Source organism: Pararhizobium sp. LjRoot255, assembly GCF_964252905.1.
Lineage (GTDB): Bacteria > Pseudomonadota > Alphaproteobacteria > Rhizobiales > Rhizobiaceae > Pararhizobium.
The window spans coordinates 3,345,181-3,363,474 of record NZ_CAXUPQ020000001.1; the positions used below are offsets into that span (position 1 = coordinate 3,345,181).

Annotated in this window: 18 protein-coding genes and 2 pseudogenes; 13 read left to right on the plus strand and 7 right to left on the minus strand. The window is 62.7% G+C overall.

All coding sequences use genetic code 11. The annotated features are described in order from the left end of the window. Window positions 1–503 precede the first annotated feature (503 nt). Both ACSQ2W_RS16055 and uvrB read right to left on the minus strand, forming a co-directional pair. On the minus strand, window positions 504–974 hold the full coding sequence (locus ACSQ2W_RS16055; RefSeq protein ID WP_436087147.1) for a DUF3828 domain-containing protein: 471 nt from the start codon (window positions 972–974) through the stop codon (window positions 504–506). Window positions 975–1,208: 234 nt separating this feature from the next. Continuing rightward, complete coding sequence (gene uvrB / locus ACSQ2W_RS16060) at window positions 1,209–4,421, minus strand: excinuclease ABC subunit UvrB (RefSeq protein ID WP_436087148.1); 3,213 nt, start codon at window positions 4,419–4,421, stop codon at window positions 1,209–1,211. A 181-nt stretch (window positions 4,422–4,602) separates the two neighbouring features. On the opposite strand from uvrB, the pseudogene ACSQ2W_RS16065 reads away from it, so the two are divergent. Further along, window positions 4,603–4,955 (plus strand): annotated as a pseudogene (locus tag ACSQ2W_RS16065) (DMT family protein). Window positions 4,956–5,059: 104 nt separating this feature from the next. Here the strand turns inward: ACSQ2W_RS16065 and ACSQ2W_RS16070 are convergent. After that, window positions 5,060–5,440, minus strand: a complete 381-nt coding sequence (locus ACSQ2W_RS16070; protein ID WP_436083042.1) for an acyl-CoA thioesterase — start codon at window positions 5,438–5,440, stop codon at window positions 5,060–5,062. A 216-nt stretch (window positions 5,441–5,656) separates the two neighbouring features. Between ACSQ2W_RS16070 and ACSQ2W_RS16075 the strand changes: the two genes are divergently transcribed. The 12 genes and pseudogenes from ACSQ2W_RS16075 to ACSQ2W_RS16130 all read left to right on the plus strand — a co-directional run bounded on the left by ACSQ2W_RS16075 (window position 5,657) and on the right by ACSQ2W_RS16130 (window position 16,091). Further along, window positions 5,657–7,477: a methyl-accepting chemotaxis protein gene (locus ACSQ2W_RS16075; RefSeq protein ID WP_436087149.1), complete on the plus strand. Its 1,821-nt coding sequence runs from the start codon at window positions 5,657–5,659 to the stop codon at window positions 7,475–7,477. 247 nt (window positions 7,478–7,724) lie between these two features. Continuing rightward, window positions 7,725–8,318, plus strand: coding sequence for a Kazal-type serine protease inhibitor family protein (locus ACSQ2W_RS16080; protein ID WP_436087150.1), 594 nt, complete (start codon window positions 7,725–7,727; stop codon window positions 8,316–8,318). A gap of 77 nt (window positions 8,319–8,395) precedes the next feature. Continuing rightward, a complete protein-coding gene (locus tag ACSQ2W_RS16085; RefSeq protein ID WP_436087151.1) occupies window positions 8,396–9,205 on the plus strand; it encodes an endonuclease/exonuclease/phosphatase family protein in 810 nt (269 codons plus the stop codon). Between the two features lie 56 nt (window positions 9,206–9,261). Beyond that, entirely contained in the window at window positions 9,262–9,705 is a 444-nt protein-coding gene (locus ACSQ2W_RS16090) for a DUF488 domain-containing protein (protein ID WP_436087152.1), read from the plus strand. Window positions 9,706–9,972: 267 nt separating this feature from the next. Further along, window positions 9,973–11,304, plus strand: a complete 1,332-nt coding sequence (locus ACSQ2W_RS16095) for an extensin-like domain-containing protein (protein ID WP_436087809.1) — start codon at window positions 9,973–9,975, stop codon at window positions 11,302–11,304. Window positions 11,305–11,563: 259 nt separating this feature from the next. Continuing rightward, complete coding sequence (locus ACSQ2W_RS16100) at window positions 11,564–11,953, plus strand: nuclear transport factor 2 family protein (RefSeq protein WP_436087153.1); 390 nt, start codon at window positions 11,564–11,566, stop codon at window positions 11,951–11,953. Window positions 11,954–12,696: 743 nt separating this feature from the next. Continuing rightward, entirely contained in the window at window positions 12,697–13,035 is a 339-nt protein-coding gene (locus ACSQ2W_RS16105; protein WP_436087154.1) for a metalloregulator ArsR/SmtB family transcription factor, read from the plus strand. Continuing rightward, window positions 13,032–13,439, plus strand: a complete 408-nt coding sequence (locus ACSQ2W_RS16110) for a YeeE/YedE family protein (RefSeq protein WP_436087155.1) — start codon at window positions 13,032–13,034, stop codon at window positions 13,437–13,439. The genes ACSQ2W_RS16105 and ACSQ2W_RS16110 overlap by 4 nt, the downstream gene beginning before the upstream one ends. Beyond that, a complete protein-coding gene (locus ACSQ2W_RS16115; RefSeq protein WP_436087156.1) occupies window positions 13,436–13,870 on the plus strand; it encodes a DUF6691 family protein in 435 nt (144 codons plus the stop codon). The genes ACSQ2W_RS16110 and ACSQ2W_RS16115 overlap by 4 nt, the downstream gene beginning before the upstream one ends. Further along, a pseudogene (locus ACSQ2W_RS16120) lies at window positions 13,867–14,291 on the plus strand (TSUP family transporter). The gene ACSQ2W_RS16115 and the pseudogene ACSQ2W_RS16120 overlap by 4 nt, the downstream one beginning before the upstream one ends. 115 nt (window positions 14,292–14,406) lie before the next feature. Beyond that, the gene (locus ACSQ2W_RS16125; protein ID WP_436087157.1) at window positions 14,407–15,333 is read left to right on the plus strand and encodes an ATP-binding cassette domain-containing protein; all 927 of its coding nucleotides are present in this window, start codon (window positions 14,407–14,409) and stop codon (window positions 15,331–15,333) included. Then, the gene (locus tag ACSQ2W_RS16130) at window positions 15,330–16,091 is read left to right on the plus strand and encodes an ABC transporter permease (RefSeq protein WP_436087158.1); all 762 of its coding nucleotides are present in this window, start codon (window positions 15,330–15,332) and stop codon (window positions 16,089–16,091) included. Before ACSQ2W_RS16125 ends, ACSQ2W_RS16130 begins: the two co-directional genes overlap by 4 nt. 31 nt (window positions 16,092–16,122) lie before the next feature. Here ACSQ2W_RS16130 and ACSQ2W_RS16135 read toward each other — a convergent pair whose 3' ends face one another. From ACSQ2W_RS16135 to ACSQ2W_RS16150, 4 genes are read right to left on the minus strand one after another with little or no spacing between them, the layout of a single operon-like run. Next, window positions 16,123–16,524 (minus strand): hypothetical protein, encoded by a 402-nt coding sequence (locus ACSQ2W_RS16135; RefSeq protein ID WP_436087159.1) that lies wholly within the window; start codon window positions 16,522–16,524, stop codon window positions 16,123–16,125. A gap of 8 nt (window positions 16,525–16,532) precedes the next feature. Further along, a complete protein-coding gene (locus ACSQ2W_RS16140) occupies window positions 16,533–17,234 on the minus strand; it encodes a retropepsin-like aspartic protease family protein (RefSeq protein WP_436087160.1) in 702 nt (233 codons plus the stop codon). Further along, a complete protein-coding gene (locus ACSQ2W_RS16145; protein ID WP_436087161.1) occupies window positions 17,231–17,455 on the minus strand; it encodes a DUF1289 domain-containing protein in 225 nt (74 codons plus the stop codon). Before ACSQ2W_RS16145 ends, ACSQ2W_RS16140 begins: the two co-directional genes overlap by 4 nt. A gap of 46 nt (window positions 17,456–17,501) precedes the next feature. Beyond that, window positions 17,502–18,290: an adenosylcobinamide-GDP ribazoletransferase gene (locus tag ACSQ2W_RS16150; RefSeq protein ID WP_436087162.1), complete on the minus strand. Its 789-nt coding sequence runs from the start codon at window positions 18,288–18,290 to the stop codon at window positions 17,502–17,504. Window positions 18,291–18,294 lie beyond the last annotated feature (4 nt).

Genomic DNA, 18,294 nt, shown 5'->3' on the forward strand with positions numbered 1-18,294 from the left:
GGAACGTGTTTCCTCTGCATCCACATGAATCGGGAAAGCCCTTTAGCAATCGCCAACATACACGGGCAGAGGCAGAAGTAGGGGTGACCTTTCTCAAAGAACTTTGCACAATCTTTTCCGTAAGGCGCGTCATCGCAATCGGCAACGATGCAGCGGCTTGGACGCGGTCCATTACTCCAGAGCAGTTCCACGTTCGTCATCCGAGCTATGGGGGGCAAACCGAATTTCTTACGCGAATGCGTGAGCTTTACTCGCTCTCGTCATAGGCGGCACGCGATTGAAATTGCTTTAGTTTTAGCTAACTCACCACGCGTGGTTCGTCCGTCGCTCTTCACTGCCTCGGTCGCCCGTCTTGCTCTTCGTCTTCTTCTGCCGCTTCACATCGCCCGCGTCCTCCTGGGAGCCGACGCCGGGCTTGGGGTTTGGCGTCGTCGGCGCTGGATCCTCGGGTCAAGCCCGAGGACGACGGGGCGGGAGAAGCCTCTCTTGCTGCATATCTCTCCCTACCGCGCGCCATCAAACAACGCGCTCAAGCTCCACGGATACTCCCCCTGCTGGTTGGCGATGTCGTCGACCTTCCAGCCGCCGTGTTCCTTGACCAGGGTGTAGTACAGCGTCACCGGCACGGAGTTCTTGAAGGTCACCTCCACCTCCGCAGTGTCGTCGATGACGATCGGCTGGCCGACGTCGATGTCGGTGGCTTCGCCGTCATTGCCTGAAATGACCGGGTCGAAATCGATGGTGCCGGCGTCGCCGGGTTCGGTTTTGTCGAGGTCGGCCTGGAAGCGGGCGTTCAGCTGGTCGGAGAAGAACGGGGAATAGAGCGAGGGGGCGTCCGGATCGGTCTCTGTGGTGTCGTAGCGGTAGAGGGCTTGCAGCAGGGCCTGCGGTGTGTCGAAGGTTTCGGCGGCGGCGGGGAGGGCGGAGAGAGCTGAGAGTGCGGCAAACAGCAGGGCGAGGGTGGGCAGGCGCATGACGGGGTCCTTTGCGGCGAGGTCAGCGAGGACTAACCGATGTTCGCCGGTCGGGCCATGGTGCATTTTTGGGGATATGGGAGTGCGGAGTTTGCTGGCTTGCCCCTCACCCTAGCCCTCTCCCCGCACGTGGTGAGAGGGGATGACGGAGGGTGCCGCTGGTTCCTTCTCCCCGTTTCGACGGGGAGAAGGTGCCCGATAGGGCGGATGAGGGGCATTCTGGCTGCGAGGGTGTCAGTGGCCCGGCCGCCCCGTCTTGCCCTTGGTCTTCTTCTGCCGCTTCGCATCGCCCGCATCCTCGTAGGAGCCGACGCCGGGCTTGGCGCGGAGGAGGGGTTTGGGGTCGTCGGCGCTGGATCCTCGGGTCAAGCCCGAGGATGACGGAGGAGAGGCCGAGGATGACGGAGGAGGGGCCGAAGATGACGAAGGAGAGCCCGAGGATGACGGAGAGGAGTGGGGCTCGCGCTTTACCGGCTGGTCCTGCATTTGCGGTTTATCGGGCAGCTTGCCCTTGGTGTTGAGCGGTTTTTCGGTGCGGCCGACGGTCATTTCGTCGAGGGTGTTTTTGCGGAAGAGCCCCTCATCCGCGCTTCGGGCACGGGGAGAAGGGATGGACACGTCGCGGCCCATCTCGTCGAGGCCGGGTTTGGTGAAGAGGCTGCGGCCGGGTTGATCTCCACCCTTGTGGGGGAGATGGCCCGAAGGGTCAGAGGGGGGTATCGCAGCGGATTCCGAGTGTGAGGAGGCTTTACCCCCCTCTGTCCTGTCGGACATCTCCCCCACAAGGGGGGAGATCGACTCGCGGCTGGCTTTGCCGCCCTTCTTGCTGCTTCCGCCTTCCAGCGCCCTGGCCTCCTGCCGTGCCATCGGGTCGTCCATGACGGCGAGTTCGGCGGCTTTGAGGCGTTTGATTTCGTCGCGCAGGCGGGCGGCTGTTTCGAAGTCGAGGTCGGCGGCGGCGTTGCGCATCTGTTTTTCCAGCGCTTCGAGATGGGCGGCGAGGTTGTTGCCGACCAGCTGGGTGATGCCGCCCTTGACGCCCTTGATGCCGATATCGGCGCGGACATGGTCCTTCTCGTAGACCGAGTCGAGGATGTCGGAGATCTTCGCCTTGACGGATTCCGGGGTGATGCCGTTGGCCTCGTTATAGGCCATCTGCTTTTCGCGGCGGCGGGCGGTTTCCTCCATGGCGCGGCTCATCGAGCCGGTAACCGTGTCGGCATAGAGGATGACCTTGCCGTCGACGTTGCGGGCGGCGCGGCCGATCGTCTGGACCAGTGACGTTTCCGAGCGCAAAAAACCTTCCTTGTCGGCATCGAGAATGGCGACGAAGCCGCATTCGGGGATGTCCAGGCCTTCGCGCAACAGGTTGATGCCGACCAGCACGTCGAAAGCGCCCAAGCGCAGGTCGCGGATGATCTCGATGCGCTCCAGCGTGTCGATGTCGGAATGCATGTAGCGGACGCGGACACCCTGCTCGTGCAGATATTCGGTCAAGTCCTCGGCCATGCGCTTGGTGAGCACGGTGACGAGGGTGCGGTAGCCGGCCGCCGCGGTCTCGCGGATTTCGCCGAGCACGTCGTCGACCTGGGTCTTGGCCGACCTCACCTCCACCGGGGGATCGATCAGGCCGGTGGGGCGGATGACCTGTTCGGCAAAGACGCCGCCGGCCTGTTCCAGCTCCCACGCAGCAGGCGTCGCCGAGACGGCGATGGTTTCGGGGCGCATGGCGTCCCATTCCTCGAAGCGCAGCGGCCGGTTGTCCATGCAGGATGGCAGGCGAAAACCGTATTCGGCCAGCGTCGCTTTTCTTCTAAAGTCTCCTCGGTACATGCCGCCGATCTGGCTGACGGAGACATGGCTCTCGTCGATGAACAAAAGGGCGTTGTCGGGGATGTATTCGAACAAGGTCGGCGGCGGCTCGCCGGGCTGGCGGCCGGTCAGGTAGCGCGAATAGTTCTCGATGCCGGCGCAGGAGCCGGTCGCCTCGAGCATCTCGATGTCGTAGCGGGTGCGCTGCTCCAGCCGCTGGGCTTCGAGCAGGCGGCCGCCCTTTTCCAGCTCGGCGAGGCGGAGTTTCAGCTCCTCCTTGATCGACTTGATCGCTTGGTTGAGCGTCGGGCGCGGCGTGACGTAGTGGGAATTGGCGTAGATTTTTACCGATTTCAGGTCGTCGGTCTTCTGGCCGGTCAGCGGATCGAACTCGGTGATGGCGTCGATCTCGTCGCCGAACATCGAGATGCGCCACGCAGCATCTTCAAGGTGGGCCGGGAAGATCTCGATCGTGTCGCCCCGAACTCGGAAGGAGCCGCGCTGAAAATCCATGTCGCGGCGCTTGTATTGCTGGGCGACGAGGTCGGCCAGAAGCTGCCGTTGATCCAGCGTGTCGCCGACCGTCATCTGGAAGGTCATGGCGGTGTAGGTCTCGACCGAGCCGATACCGTAGATGCAGGAGACCGAGGCGACGATGATGACGTCGTCGCGCTCGATCAGCGAGCGGGTGGCCGAGTGGCGCATGCGGTCGATCTGCTCGTTGATCGAGGATTCCTTCTCGATGAAGGTATCCGAGCGCGGCACATAGGCTTCCGGCTGGTAATAGTCGTAGTAGGAGACGAAATATTCCACCGCGTTGTCGGGGAAGAAGTTCTTGAACTCGGAATAGAGCTGGGCGGCCAAGGTCTTGTTCGGCGCCAGGATGACGGCGGGGCGCTGCGTCGCCTCGATCACCTTGGCCATGGTGAAGGTCTTGCCGGAGCCGGTGACGCCGAGCAGGACCTGGGTGCGGTCGTGGTTCTCCAGCCCCTCGACGAGGTCTTTGATCGCGGTCGGCTGGTCGCCGGCGGGCTCGTAGTCGGATTTCATGACGATCCGCAGGCCGCCCTCGGATTTCTCCGGCCGGGCCGGCCGGTGCGGCGTCCACAGTTTGCCATCCTTGAACAGCGGATTGCCGCTCTCGATCAGCGCCGAGAGGGCTTCGACGGTGGCGGTGACGCCATTTTCTGCGCTCACGGGCTGGTCGCCCTCCGCGCGGGGCGCCGGACGGCCGGCGGCGGACGCTTGTCCGCTGCGCTTCGCTCCGGAGGTTCCCTGCCGGCCAAGGCCCAGCCGTTCGGCTTCCTCCAGCGAGATGTCGAGGCCGGCGACCGGATTGAGCCCGGCGGCGGCGCGGGTCTTCGGATCGGTGGTGCCGCCCATCGACGTGCCGCGCGCGGAGCGGCTGGCGCCGACGCCATCGCTGTTCTTCGCCTTCTGTGCGGCGATCTCGACCTTCTTGCGGTGTTTTCCGGCCTTCGAGGCGACATCGTGGCGGGTCTCGATCGTCTCGGCCTCGGCCATGCGCTGCAGCTCTTCGGCCCAGTCGGCGACGTTCGACGACAGCGGTGCGCCTGTCAGCGGGGCCTGAGGGGCTTCCTCGAAGCCGGCGGATTTTTTCGGTGCTTTCGACATGCCGGGAATATGGCGAGAGTCCGCCGGAAAGGGAAGGGGGAGATGAGTACAAAAAGGCAACGGATATACCGCTGCTGCCAGTTTCTGACACGGGCTGCGGCGCATTCCCGGCGGGGCTTGCCGGTCGCGGCGCAGTCCGGCTAGAAGCGGATTGCTGTCAAAACCCTCCCAGGATTCCTCCATGGCCTTTGCGATCAACCCGGCCGCCGTCTGGCCGATCCTGCTGCTGCTGTGTCGAACGTGTTCATGACCTTCGCGTGGTACGGCCATCTGAAACACGCCTCGTCGCCGCTCTATATGGCGATCGTCGCCAGCTGGGGCATCGCCTTCTTCGAATATTGCCTGGCGGTCCCGGCCAACCGGATCGGCAACGCGGTCTATTCGGCGGCACAGCTGAAGACGATGCAGGAGGTGATCACGCTCGCCGTCTTTACCGCCTTCTCCGTCTTCTGGCTGAAGGAAACCCTGACCTGGAACCACGCGATCGGCTTTTGCCTGATCGCTGGTGGCGCGGCCTTTGTGTTCAAGGCGTAGCGTCGCAGGCCCGCGCGCGACTTTGCCTGCCATGCCGACTTCGACGCTTCCGGCGCCCGGAGCTTACGGCGTGGCCGCAATTTTTCCTCGGGACGCCATGATTCTCAGGCTTCCGGCGGTACCGGTTTCGGCCGGCCGGTTTCGTCCAGCGCCACCATGACGAACAGCGCATCGGTGACCTTGTCCATGCGGTCCGAGAGATAACGCTGCGCCCAGGCTTCCACCTTCAGCGTCATCGAGGTACGGCCGACCTTGATGACATCGGTATAGATGCAGAGCGTATCGCCGATCTTGACCGGCATTTCGAAGGCCATTTCCTTGACGGCGGCGGTGACGACGCGGCCGCGCGCCCGCTCGGCGGCGCGGATACCGCAGGAAAGGTCCATCTGCGCCATCACCCAGCCGCCGAAAATATCGCCGGCGGCATTGGCATCCGCCGGCATCGCCAGGGTGCGCAGGGTGAGGTCGCCGTTCGGTTTCGTCATCATCGAGCTTCTCCGTTTTGTTCGATGTAACCCAAGGCGGCGCGATCGGCAAAGACCCGTGAGAAAATATGGGTTGGGCCAGCATCACGGATGCATGGGATCAGGCGCTAACAAAGCGTAAATTGAAACCTGTCAATTTTGGCGTTCGATTGTTAGGGAGTTTGAAAATACGTGCCTGTACCTTGTGGCCTCTAAATCCGAGGGGGGCCTTGCTCTATGAAGAATTTTCGTATTTCCGTGCGCCTGTATGCGCTGGTGGGACTGGCACTTGTGACCATGGCCGCCGTCATGATGCTTGGCCTGTTCCAGGAGCAGGACAAGCTGGTCGCGCAGCGCAAGGCGATGCTCGCGGCGATGAACGAGAATGCCGTCACGGTCTTCGAGGCCTATTACAAGCAGGAACAGGCCGGCACGCTCAGTCAGGCGGACGCGCAGGCGCGCGCCATCGAGGCGGTCAGTGCGATGCGCTATCAGGGCAACGGCTATTTCTGGATCAACGACATGCATCCGAAAATGGTGATGCATCCGATCAAGCCTGCATTGAACGGTACGGACCTTACCGAAAACAAGGATCCGAACGGCAAGCATCTGTTCATCGAGTTCGTTAACACCGTTAAAGCCGAGGGCAAGGGCTTCGTAGACTACTACTGGCCGAAGCCGGGTGCAGAAGAACCAGTGCTGAAATATTCGCATGTTGCCGGATTCAAGCCCTGGGGCTGGGTCGTCGGTACCGGCGTCTACGCCGACGACCTTGCTGCGATGTTCCGTGAAGGCCTGATCCAGGTTGCGGTGATCTGCGGCGTCGCAGCCCTCATCATCCTGCTTGCCGCCTTTTCGATCGTTCGCAGCGTCGTTCGCCCGGTCGAACGCCTGAAGGCCTCGATGCGGGCGATCGCGGACGAGGATGTTTCGGGCGCGGTGCCGGAAACCGACCGCAAGGACGAGATCGGCCAGATGGCGAGTGTGCTGGTCGTTCTGCGCGACTCGGTCAAAGAGCGCATCGAGCTTCGCGAGCGCGAGGCCGGACAGCAGAGCCAGCTCGATGAAGAACGGCGCAGCAACGAGCACCGCCTGCAGTCGGGCGCGCAGGCGCAGGCCGATGCCATGTCGACGGTCGGAGCAGCGCTGGAAAAGCTGGCGAGTGGCGACCTGACGGCCGAAATCGGCCGCATCGCGCCGGAATATTCCAAGCTGCGCGAGGATTTCAACACGGCGGTGACGGCGCTGCGCGGTGTCATCCAGTCGATCGCGCAATCGACCGAAGTGGTCCATGGCAGCGCCGGCGACATTTCGCAGGCCGCCAACAACCTGTCGCGCCGCACCGAGCAGCAGGCCGCAGCGCTTGAAGAGACCGCGGCGGCGCTGGACGAGATCACCTCGACGGTGAAGAGCGCATCCGAGCGGGCGGCCGAAGCGCGCGAGATGGTCAACGAGACGAAGGGCAGCGCCGCCAAATCCGGCGACATCGTCCGCAACGCGGTTGCCGCGATGAGCCGCATCGAGGGCTCGTCCAGCCGCATCAGCCAGATCATCGGCGTCATCGACGAAATCGCCTTCCAGACCAACCTGCTTGCGCTTAACGCCGGCGTCGAGGCGGCGCGGGCAGGCGAAGCCGGCCGCGGCTTTGCGGTCGTCGCCCAGGAAGTGCGGGAACTGGCGCAGCGTTCGGCGGGTGCTGCCAAGGAGATCAAGGAACTGATCCGCAATTCGGCAACGGAAGTCGAAACCGGCGTGACGCTGGTGCGTTCGACCGGAGACGCGCTGATGGAGATCGAGGCGCTGGTCAACCGGGTAAACGACCATGTGGCCTCGATCGCCACGGCCGCGCGCGAGCAGGCGACCGGTCTTGCCGAGGTCAATACGGCCGTCAACAGCATGGACCAGATGACCCAGCAGAATGCGGCGATGGTCGAGGAGACGACGGCGGCGAGCCAGACGCTGGCGCAGGAGAGCCGCGAACTGAAGAGCCTGCTGCAGACCTTCCGCCTTTCATCCAGCAGCGGCAGCAGCCAGACCGCCTATGGGCGCGCTGCCTGATCCCTACAAAAAGACGGAAATGCCGACTGCCCGCGTTCGCAAGGACGCGGGCTCTTTCTTGTTCCCTGGCGATTGTGCGATATGAAAAGGCGCAATCTGAGGTTTTTGGGCGATCGTCGCGCCATTCGCGACGCATGCCTTGACCATGCCGGATTTGCAGCGAGAATGGCGCTGCGATTCAAGATGTTACAGCGTCCCGCCGCGTCGGTTTCGATGTGCGACGTTTAAAAAAATGGGAGGACTGCCAGTGACGCCGTTTCGACGTGTGATGTCCCGGATCGGGGCGCTGGTGGCGCTGTCGCTCAGCGTGCTTTCGGCCTGCACCGTGGTCGTCGACGAACCCCGCCCGCGTCCGGAACCGTCCTTCGCGCAGATGTGCACGATGGAATACGACCCGGTCTGCGCCCGTCGCGGCGACGACCGCAGGACCTTTGGCAATGCCTGCCAGGCGCGGGCAGAGGGATACCGCATCATCGGCCGCGGCGAATGCCGACCGGAGCGGCCCGATTTCGATGATGATCGCCCGCAGGTCTGCACGCGCGAATACGATCCCGTCTGCGCCCGGCAGGGACGCCTCCAGCAGACGTTCGCCAACGGCTGCATGGCCGAAGCCGAAGGCTTCCGCGTGATCGGCCGCGGCGAATGCCGCCGCCCGGAAACTCTGCCGATTGATGACTCGGGGATGCGGCCGGGCCGCGATCCGGATCGCCGGCCGCAGGCCTGCACCCGCGAATACGCGCCGGTCTGCGCCCGCCAGGGACGCCAGCGGCAGACCTTTCCGAATGCGTGCACGGCGGAGGCCGAGGGGTTCCGGGTGATCGATAATGGGCCGTGCCAATAAGGCAGGCACACTCGTCTGACGATCGAGCCGCCCTCAGGGCGGTTCACAGTTGGGGACGGAAAACAGGAAGCGGCGGTATGTCTCTGCGCATCGTTTCATTGAACACCTGGGGTGGCCGGGTTTACGAGCCGCTGATGCGTTATCTCGTCGATGTGGACGCGGATGTGATCTGCCTGCAGGAGGTGGTGCGTACGGGGGCTGCCAAGGCGGACTGGCTGGTCTACCGGGATCATGGCGTGGAACTGCTGCAACGGGCCAATCTGTTCGACGAGATACGGACCGCACTTCCGTCCCATGATGCCTTCTTTTGTCCCACCGCGCGCGGCACGCTGTTTGATGGCGACGAGGAAGTTCCATCCGAATTCGGACTGGCAACGTTTGTGCGCCGTTCGCTGGCCGTCATCGGCCAGGCCAGTGATTTCGTCCATGGTGAATTTTCAGCGGACGGCTGGGGGCCGCATCCGCGGGCGCGCAACGCCCATTGTGTCCGGCTGTTCAGCTATGCGGACGGCTTTCCGGTGACCATCGCCCAGATGCACGGTCTTCGCGATCTCAACGGCAAGGGCGATACGCCGGCGCGCGAAGAGCAGACGGAGGCGCTGATCGACATCATCCTGAACCTGTGGCGCGGCGATGAGCGGCTGGTGGTTTGCGGCGATTTCAACGTCCTGCCGGAGAGCCGGATGTTCGGTGCGCTCGCCGATCTGGGGTTGTCCGATCTTGTGACCGCGCGGGGGCATAACGATACGCGGACGTCCTACTACGAAAAACCGGGACGCTTTGCCGACTATCTGCTGGTGACGCTGAAGGTGGAGGTCGTGGGCTTCGACGTGGTCGAGCAGCCCGAAGTCTCCGACCATCGCGCGCTGCTGCTGGAGATGCGATAGGATCGGCATTCGCATTGTTCCGTGATGGGGCTGGGAAAAAATGCGAGGACGGGCAGATGCAGGTTGACGTTACCACGATCGGGTTCACCCAGAGCAGCGCGGCGGATTTCTTCGGCCGTCTCCGGCAGGCCGGCGTGAAGAGGGTGATGGACATCCGGCTTCACAATACGTCCCAGCTGGCCGGTTTCGCCAAGGCCGGCGATCTGCCGTATTTTCTTAAAGAACTGTGTGGCGCGGACTACGTCCATCAACCGCTGCTCGCGCCGACCGAAGACATTCTCACCGCCTTCAAGAAGGACAAGGGCGACTGGAACACGATGCGCCATCGGTTCATGAGCCTGATGGCCGAGCGCCGGATCGAGAGCCGGCTCGAGCCCGCGATGTTTGCGGGGAGTTGCCTGCTCTGCTCCGAGGCCTTGCCGCACCAGTGCCACCGCCAGCTTGTCTGCGACTATCTGAATGGAAAATGGAGCGGGGCGCTCTCCGTCAGGCATTTGTGACGGACGTTCTTGCCGGCGTCGAGGCGGGCTGGGACCACATCCGGCAAGGAAAACGAAAGGCTTCGTTTACCCTGTTTGCATAAAATCTGCTTCGATCACGGCCTTTGCGAATTGATGCCCGCCTTTCGACACAGGTGGACCTCAGGTTTCATGCGGGCCGGGCGGCTACGGATGGTGCGTTCCGGCGCATCGTCACCACGAGCTAACAGCGTTGCAGCGTCTTGACCGGCGGTTTGACGCTCGGCACTGCAGAGGGCGGCAATGAGTATGGCGTATGTTTCCCTTTTCCGGCGGCCCGCGCTTGTCTTCGTGCTGGAGCTTTCGCTTTCGCTTGCGGCCTGTTCGACGGATGATTTGAGCCCGCCGGCCCGGATCGATTCGTCGGCGCGGGTAAGCGCCATCGAACCGGTCGGTGATCACGGACGGGGGAGGCGCGAAACCGCCTATCCCTCGGCGGAAACACCGGTCGGCACATTCTCGGAGAACGCGGGCTCGGAGAACGCGGGCTCGGAGAACGCGGGCGATGCGGTGCCTGTCGATCCGCGGCTGCAGACAAGTGAGCGGCTGCCGATGATCGATAGCGAGCCGATGAACGATGCGCAGCAGCCTTCCGCTGTCGCCAGCGTGCAGCCGATGGTGGTACCGCCCGAAGGCGTCAACATGGACGCGATGCTGGGCGTCGAGCCGGTTTCGGCGCCGGTCGTCGGCCTTGCCGAGGAACAGAGCCGCGATATCGCCGTGAGCAATGAGATCGCCGAGGGCAATGCCAGCCAGCCGGTCGTCGGCGGCATCGGTGGCGATACGGTGCAGCAGCTTGGCGGGCCGCAAGGTGTGATGGCTTCGGCGCAGGCGGATCCCGGCTATGACCCGGACCTGCCGCCGTTGAGCCCGGAGAAAATGGCGGCCGAGGAAGCGCGCAAGGCGCAGTTTCTCGAACAGCAGCAGCGGGTGATGCTGCGCCGGCAACAGGCGCAGGAAGAGCAGCAGGTGGCTTTCCTGCCGCGCGCCGAAAACCCCGTGAGCGAACCCGATTTCACCGGCCGCATGCCGGCCTCCGAAGTCGCCTGCCGAAAGCGGCTGAAGAAGCTGCGCGTCGAATTCACCGACATTCCGCGCATCTCCGATAGCAAAGCCTGCGGCATCGACTATCCAATCGAACTGACAGGCCTTTCCGGCGGCATCGACGTCAAGCCCGCCGTCAAGCTCAACTGCGAGGTGACGGAAGCCTTTGCCCTGTGGGTGAAGAACGAGCTGGCGCCGTCGGCCCGCTACCGCTATCTCTCCGGCGTCAAGACGATCAAGCCGCTCGGCGGCTATTCCTGCCGGACGATGAACTCGCGGCGCGGCAACCCGATGTCGGAACATGCCCGCGGCAACGCCATCGACGTCGGCAAGTTCGTGCTGAAGTCCGGCAAGAAGATCGACGTGCGCAAGCCGGGCTTCTTCGCCTTCCGCGAAAAGGGGCTGTTGAAGGCGGTACGCAACGACAGCTGCAAATATTTCAACACCGTGCTCGGCCCCGGCAGCGACCCGCAGCACAAGGATCACTTCCATTTCGACCTGAGGAACCGCAAGTCGGGCTACCGGCACTGCGATTGAGCGCGGGCATGTGAGCGCTTTCGGGTGAATGGCAACGGCAGCAATCTGCCAAAGCGGCCATTGGTCCGTGCATGCTTTTCATAGCCTGTCCGCAGAAGTGACGTCGTGCTGGCGGGTGCATACACCAGTTGTGCAACCGCCCGTGTCGCTGGAGTCCACGGACATCGACGATATTCTGATAACTCAGATTGTGGCGGTGTCGGTGGAACCCGACCCAGATATTGAGCGTTTTGCGGCGGTACACATGTAGGAGGACGTCATGAACGCTCATGCCATGCCAACGAAGGACGAGATCGTGGCCCTTGAGAAGTCCTATTGGGACGCAATGAAGGCGAAAGACGGCCGGCGCACTTCAGAACTATCGGGGAAGACCGCCCTCGTCACCGGTGCACAAGGGGTTATGCGTATCGAGAAACAGAAAATGGGGAAGATGACCGAGGACGGAAAATGGACCCTCGAATCCTATGATCTCGAAGACGTCGAAGTATCCACGCCTTCCCCCGACATTGCGCTCATCGCCTACACTGTCAGGCAAAGCGTCACGATGGACGGAAAGTCGCGAAATCTGCGAGCAGCCGATAGTTCTGTTTGGATACGCGGATCAAAAGGATGGGAGTGCCACGCCCACAGCGAGACGGTTCTAAAGTGAGCGTGGGTGACTGCCAGAGTAGTCCTTACGTGCGCGAGGCCGTTCATGGGGGCGAGGCGTCTAGATGTCCGTGAAGTCGAACGCGCCTAGGGGATTCGCGGACATTTAAGCTGCAGTTTATCGACTCCACCGCACCTCCGACGGATTGGAAGAGCGGTCGATAGACACCAACCCGGTTCCGTCGGATCCAAAATTCGCGAAATCGACGGCATCCAGCGCCCTTTTCATGGATCAATGACATCGAGGATGAACCGGCGCGCTGGTTCCAGGGCCGGTTTTTACCGGCCTTCCTTTTTCGTGAGGCGGGTCGGGAGCCGCCAGGCGGCCACTAGCATCGTCTTTCACTGAAGGTGAACCGAACCGAAGGGGGACTGCGGGCAGGTTCTTGCAGATCATGCGAGCGGTGTTCCACGGCGCGAACATGAGGGACGACCATCATGGTTTCATGACAGGCAGGGCCTATTTCCCAATCGTCGCGATCGCTGTTGCGCTTTCGGCCGGCGAGGTTGGCCACGTCGCCGGCCGCTGTTTGATCCTGTTCCTGATCCAATGCCGCTCTCGCCGTCCGGCGGGCAGGGCCGTCTTTCGCGTTTTCATCTTGAAAATCGATAATATACAATATATGTAATTGTTAATTGGTGTGGCGTCCTGGAATGGTTTCATGTCGCTGGATGCCGTCGCGCCGTTTGCTGCGCAAAAGCCGGATATGCGGGGATTAAATTCCGCTGAATGCGTGAAAGGACATGACCTTGACATCGAATGCCGGCCTGTCGCGCCTGCGCGCCGACATGGCCACGCGCGCCACGGATGCCGCCGAGTTTCTGCGCATCCTCGCCAACCCGAACCGGCTGATGATCGTCTGCACGTTGGTCGAAGGGGAGCGATCGGTGAGTGAGCTTGAGGGCCTGCTCGGCATTCACCAGCCGACGCTATCGCAGCAACTGGGTGTCCTTCGCGATGGCGGTTTCGTCGAAACGAGGCGGGATGCCAAGCAGATCTTTTACCGCCTGACCGAAGACAGGGCCGCGCGCCTCGTCACCGCCCTCTACGACATCTTCTGCGCCGATGGAGGCGGCATATGAGCGTATACCTGATCTCGCTTGCGGGCGGCATGCTGATCGGCCTTTCGGCGGTGATCCTGATGTTGGCGAACGGCCGGGTCGCCGGAATAAGCGGTATTGCCGGGCGGCTTCTGCAGGGCCGGCAAACGGGTGTGGGTACTGCGTTCGTAGCCGGCCTCATGCTCGGCCCCATATGCTACCGGGCCATCGCCGGGGCATGGCCGGCAGTCACGATACAGGCCTCGACGCCGCTTCTGATCGTTGCCGGCCTGCTCGTCGGCTTCGGCACGCGGATGGGCTCCGGCTGCACCAGCGGCCACGGCGTCGTCGGGCTGGCGCGCCTGTCGCCGCGCTCGCTTGTCGCCGTCGCGACATTCCTGGCAACGGCGGTGCTGACGGTATTTTTAATGGGAGCCGTTTCATGAGAACGCCTGCCGGCCCCCGCATGATCGCTGCCCTGGTTTCCGGGCTTGTTTTCGGTCTCGGCCTGTCTTTGTCCGGAATGCTCGATCCCGCCCGCGTGCGTGGTTTTCTCGATATCACCGGTGCCTGGGATCCGAGCCTTGCCTTCGTTCTCGGGGGCGCGGTCGCGGTCGCGGCTTTGGGCGCGCTTGTGGCCAACCGCATGCCGGCGCCGATGCTTGACGACCAGTTCCATTTGCCGCACGGCCGGCTGATCGATAGCCGCCTGATCGCCGGCTCGGCCATCTTCGGCATCGGCTGGGGTATTGGCGGGCTTTGCCCCGGACCGGCGCTGGCATCGCTGCCGCTCGGATTACCGGCGACGGTCTGGTTCGTCGCTGCCATGCTGGCGGGCATGATCGTTCACGACCGTTTCGTGGTGCCAAGGACATGAGCGCCACCCTTGTCGCTACGCTCTGTTCGGGTGGCATCGTCGGCTTTACCCTCGGTCTCGTCGGTGGCGGGGGATCGATCCTCGCCGTGCCGCTGCTTCTCTACGTGGTCGGCGTCGCCAATCCACGTGTGGCGATCGGGACGAGCGCCGTTGCCGTTTTGGGTCAATGCCTTCGCCAAGTTCGTCTCTTCTGGCCATTGGCACATTCGGGCTTGCGACAGCGCTGAACCATGCCGCCTCCGGCCTGATTGACTGGGTGGTGGCCGCTGAATTCGTCGCCGGCGGAATCCTGGGCGGCATTGGTGGAACCATGCTCGGGGCACGCCTAGCGCGGCGCAAGGCGGTCCTCAACCGGATATTCGCGGTGCTGATCCTGGCAGTCGCACTCTCTGTCCTTGCCCGCAGCGCCTTGGTCTTCTGATCCGCTCGGGCAAAAAAAGGCATCTGCCTATTTTTGCGATGCCGGGGTGAACATTGCTGCGGAAAGGTCCATATAGAGCATCTCTTTCTGCACCTACCCCTCCGGAACACAATTCATGGCACCCATCGTTTCCGTTTCCAATCTGGTGAAAACCTATGCGTCCGGCTTTCAGGCGCTTAAAGATGTCAGCCTCGAGATCGAGGAAGGCGAAATCCTCGCGCTGCTTGGCCCGAACGGTGCCGGCAAGACGACGCTGATCTCGATCATCTGCGGCATCGTCAATCCGACGAGCGGCGAGGTCAGGGTCGGCGGTTTCGACGTCATTCGGGATTTTCGCGAGACGCGCTCGATCATCGGCCTGGTGCCGCAGGAACTGACGACCGACCAGTTCGAGACCGTCTGGAATACGGTGTCCTTCTCGCGCGGTCTGCACGGCAAGAATCCGGACCCGGCGCATATCGAGAAGGTGCTGAAGGACCTGTCGCTCTACGACAAGAAGGACAACATGCTGCGCGAGCTTTCCGGCGGCATGAAGCGGCGGGTGCTGATCGCCAAGGCGCTTTCCCACGAGCCGCGCATCCTTTTCCTCGACGAGCCGACAGCGGGTGTCGACGTCAACCTTCGCAAGGACATGTGGCAGGTAGTCGAGAAGCTGCGCGCAACGGGCGTAACGATCATCCTGACGACGCACTACATCGAAGAGGCGGAAGAGATCGCCGATCGGGTCGGCGTCATCAATGGCGGCAAGATCCTGTTGATCGAGCAAAAGAACGAGCTGATGAAGAAGCTCGGGCGCAAGGAACTGCGTGTCGATCTGCAGGAGCCGATCTCGATCATCCCCGAAACGCTGTCCGGCTACGAACTGACGATCGAGGACGGGGGGCATTCGTTGATCTACGATTACAACACGGCAAGCGAGCGCACCGGCATTACCACGCTTTTGACGGCGCTGGCCGAGGCCGGGATCAGGCTCAAGGACATCTCGACACGACAGAGTTCGCTCGAGGATATTTTCGTCGAACTGGTGGGAGCACGCGCATGAACGTCGAAGCGGTCAAGTCGATCTATTTCTTCGAGATGGCGCGGACAAGGCGCACGCTGCTGCAGAGCGTCGTCTCGCCGGTCATCTCGACCTCGCTCTACTTCATCGTCTTCGGCGCCGCCGTCGGCTCGCGCATCCAGGAGATTGACGGCGTCTCCTACGGTGCCTTCATCACGCCGGGCCTGATCATGCTGACGCTGCTCACCCAGTGCATCGGCAACGGTTCCTTCGGCATCTACTTTCCGAAATTCACCGGCACGATCTACGAGATCCTGTCGTCGCCGGTGTCCATGACCGAAATCGTGCTCGGCTATGTCGGGGCGGCGGCGACCAAGGGGGTGATGATCGGCACGATCATTCTCGGCACCGCGGCGCTGTTCGTGGACCTGCACATCGCCCATCCCCTGGTGATGATCCTTTTCTTCGTCTTGACGGCCATCACCTTCAGCCTGTTCGGCTTCATCATCGGCATCTGGGCCAAGGATTTCGAACAGCTCAACCTGATCCCGATGCTGGTCATCCCGCCGCTCGTCTTCCTCGGCGGCAGCTTCTATTCGATCGACATGCTGCCGCCCTTCTGGCAGGCGGTCAGCCATTTCAACCCGGTACTCTACCTGATCAGCGGCTTCCGCTGGAGCTTCTTCGAAATCGCCGATGTGAATCCGATCGCCAGCTTAACGATCATCATCGTCTTCCTGGCGGTGCTGATGGGACTGCTGACGTGGATTTTCCGGACGGGGTATCGGTTGAGGAATTAGGACCGCCACCTTTGCGACCAAGCCTGCGGGCTCAGCTTCTGGTCGTCGGGTTTTCCTCGGACGGCTTCCTGTAAATTGCCTTGATCGAGCTGGTCGTGCCGTCCTTGGCTTTGACCAACATCAGCAGGTGCAGGTCTTCGCCGCTGAGCGCCAAGCCGATATCGAGGGGCTGATTTCCCTCCCGTTTGCTGCCCGATCCCGTGGCGAAACTGGAATGCCCTGGAAGTTCCGTTTGCCAAATCGCCGACCAGCCCGTGTTTGCTGTGAGCATCAGCACAGTCCCGTGTTGGACGACTGCGATCAGGCAGGACTTGCAGAAACCGGCGCTTGAATACACCTGCTGCCACCGTCCAGCGAACTGGTTTTCATCGGCATGCGTAGCGCTTGCCGACAGAATCGCCGCGGATAGAAACAGGAGAGTGTTCCACGGCATCACATCACCTAATCCCTCAACCGCAACTCATCCGTCTGCATCTGCAGGAAACCCAGCGTCGAGAGAAAGCTCATGCCGAGCAGGCTCTGGTCGAGCTTGCCTTCCTCGGCGACGCTGGCGCGGATGTTGTTGCGGACGATCGCGCCGATGGCGACTTCGGCGAGCGTGACGGGGGCGGCGCGAGCCGTGCCGTTGGCGGTCAGCACGGTCTGGGAGTAGGTGAGGCCGGCGGGATCGAGGCCGAGCTTTTCGGCGTCCTCGAAGGATATTGCGACGGTACTTGCGCCTGTGTCGACCAGCATCTGGACGCTTTCTCCATTGATCGTCACGGGCGTTTCGAAATGGCCGTTCAGAACCTTGTGCAGCACGACTTCCTGGCGACCCTCATTGTCGGTGAAGACCGTTGCGCGGCCGGGAATGAGACCGCCCGCCAGCCGGTTGCCGAAGGACTGCAGGTCGGTGCGGTAGAGATAGACCGCAACGAGAACCAGGATGATCAGCACCCAGATGGCGAACTGGCGCAGGCTCTGGCCGATATGGCGCCGGCTCCGAAGGATGCCGGTGCTGATCAGGGCCGCGATCGCGCCGAGCGAGACAAGACGGCCGAAGTCGTCGTTCATGATGCCGAAGGTGCGGCCGCTGTCGTGGTTGAGGATGAGAAAGAGGAGCCCGACCCCAAGGATACCGAGAAGGATGGCGAGCCTGTTCATTCGCTCTCGACCCTTTCGCGGGCCATGCGGGTCCGGCGTGTTTCGCGGCGCGGCTTGCGCTCCACGGTTTCGAGCCGGGCGGGCAAGAGGTCCATGATGTTGCGGCGCTCTTCGGACGTATAGAGCGTCCAGGCGCCTATCTCGTCACGCGTGCGGCCGCAGCCGAAGCAGTAGCCGGTTTTCATGTCGATCGAACAGACGAGAATGCAGGGCGATTCCATATAGGCGTAACGTCCATCAAGAGCGGTTCGAGATTATATCGGCGTTTCAAATCGCCAGCGCAAGGGCGGCGAGAACGGCGATTTCGCTCAGTTGTTGCGCGGCGCCGATTGTGTCGCCCGTGTGGCCGCCGATCTTGCCGGCGACGATCCGGGTGAAGGCGGGAACGGTGGCGGCAAAAGCGGCAATGGAAAGCACCGCGGCAAGCAACGAAACACCCGAGACAAGCAGAAGAAGAGCCGCCGAAACCACGCCGAGAACAAGCGCGAAGGTCACCGCAGCCGCATCCGGTTCGCCCGCCGATGCGGCAACGCCATCCTTGCGAGCCGGCGGCAGTTTCGACCAGTGCCAGACCATCGCCGTGCGGCTGAGTGCGGCGGCGGCAAGGACCAGCAGACCGGCGCCGCTCGGCGAGACCAGCGGGATCACCGCGGCAAGCGCCGAGACCCGGAGGCCGAAGGACAGGATGAGCGCGACCGCGCCGTAGGTGCCGATCCGGCTGTCCTTCATGATGATCAGCGCGCTTTCCTTCGTTCGGCCGCCGCCGAAGCCGTCGGCGGTGTCGCTGAGACCGTCCTCGTGCAGGGCGCCGGTGATCAGCGTCTGGATGGCAACAGCAATGAAGGCGGTGAAGAGCGGGGCCGCCTGGATGGCGCTGAAGATCGACACGATGGCGGCGGCCGGCAGCACGATCAGCAGGCCGGCCACCGGAAAGGCGCGCACGGCGCGGCCGAGGCGTCCGTCGAAATTGACGAAATGACGCTGCGGCATATGGATGCGGCTGAGGAAGGCGACCGAGCGCGCCACGTCGTCGATGAAATCGCGGAATTCGAACATTGAT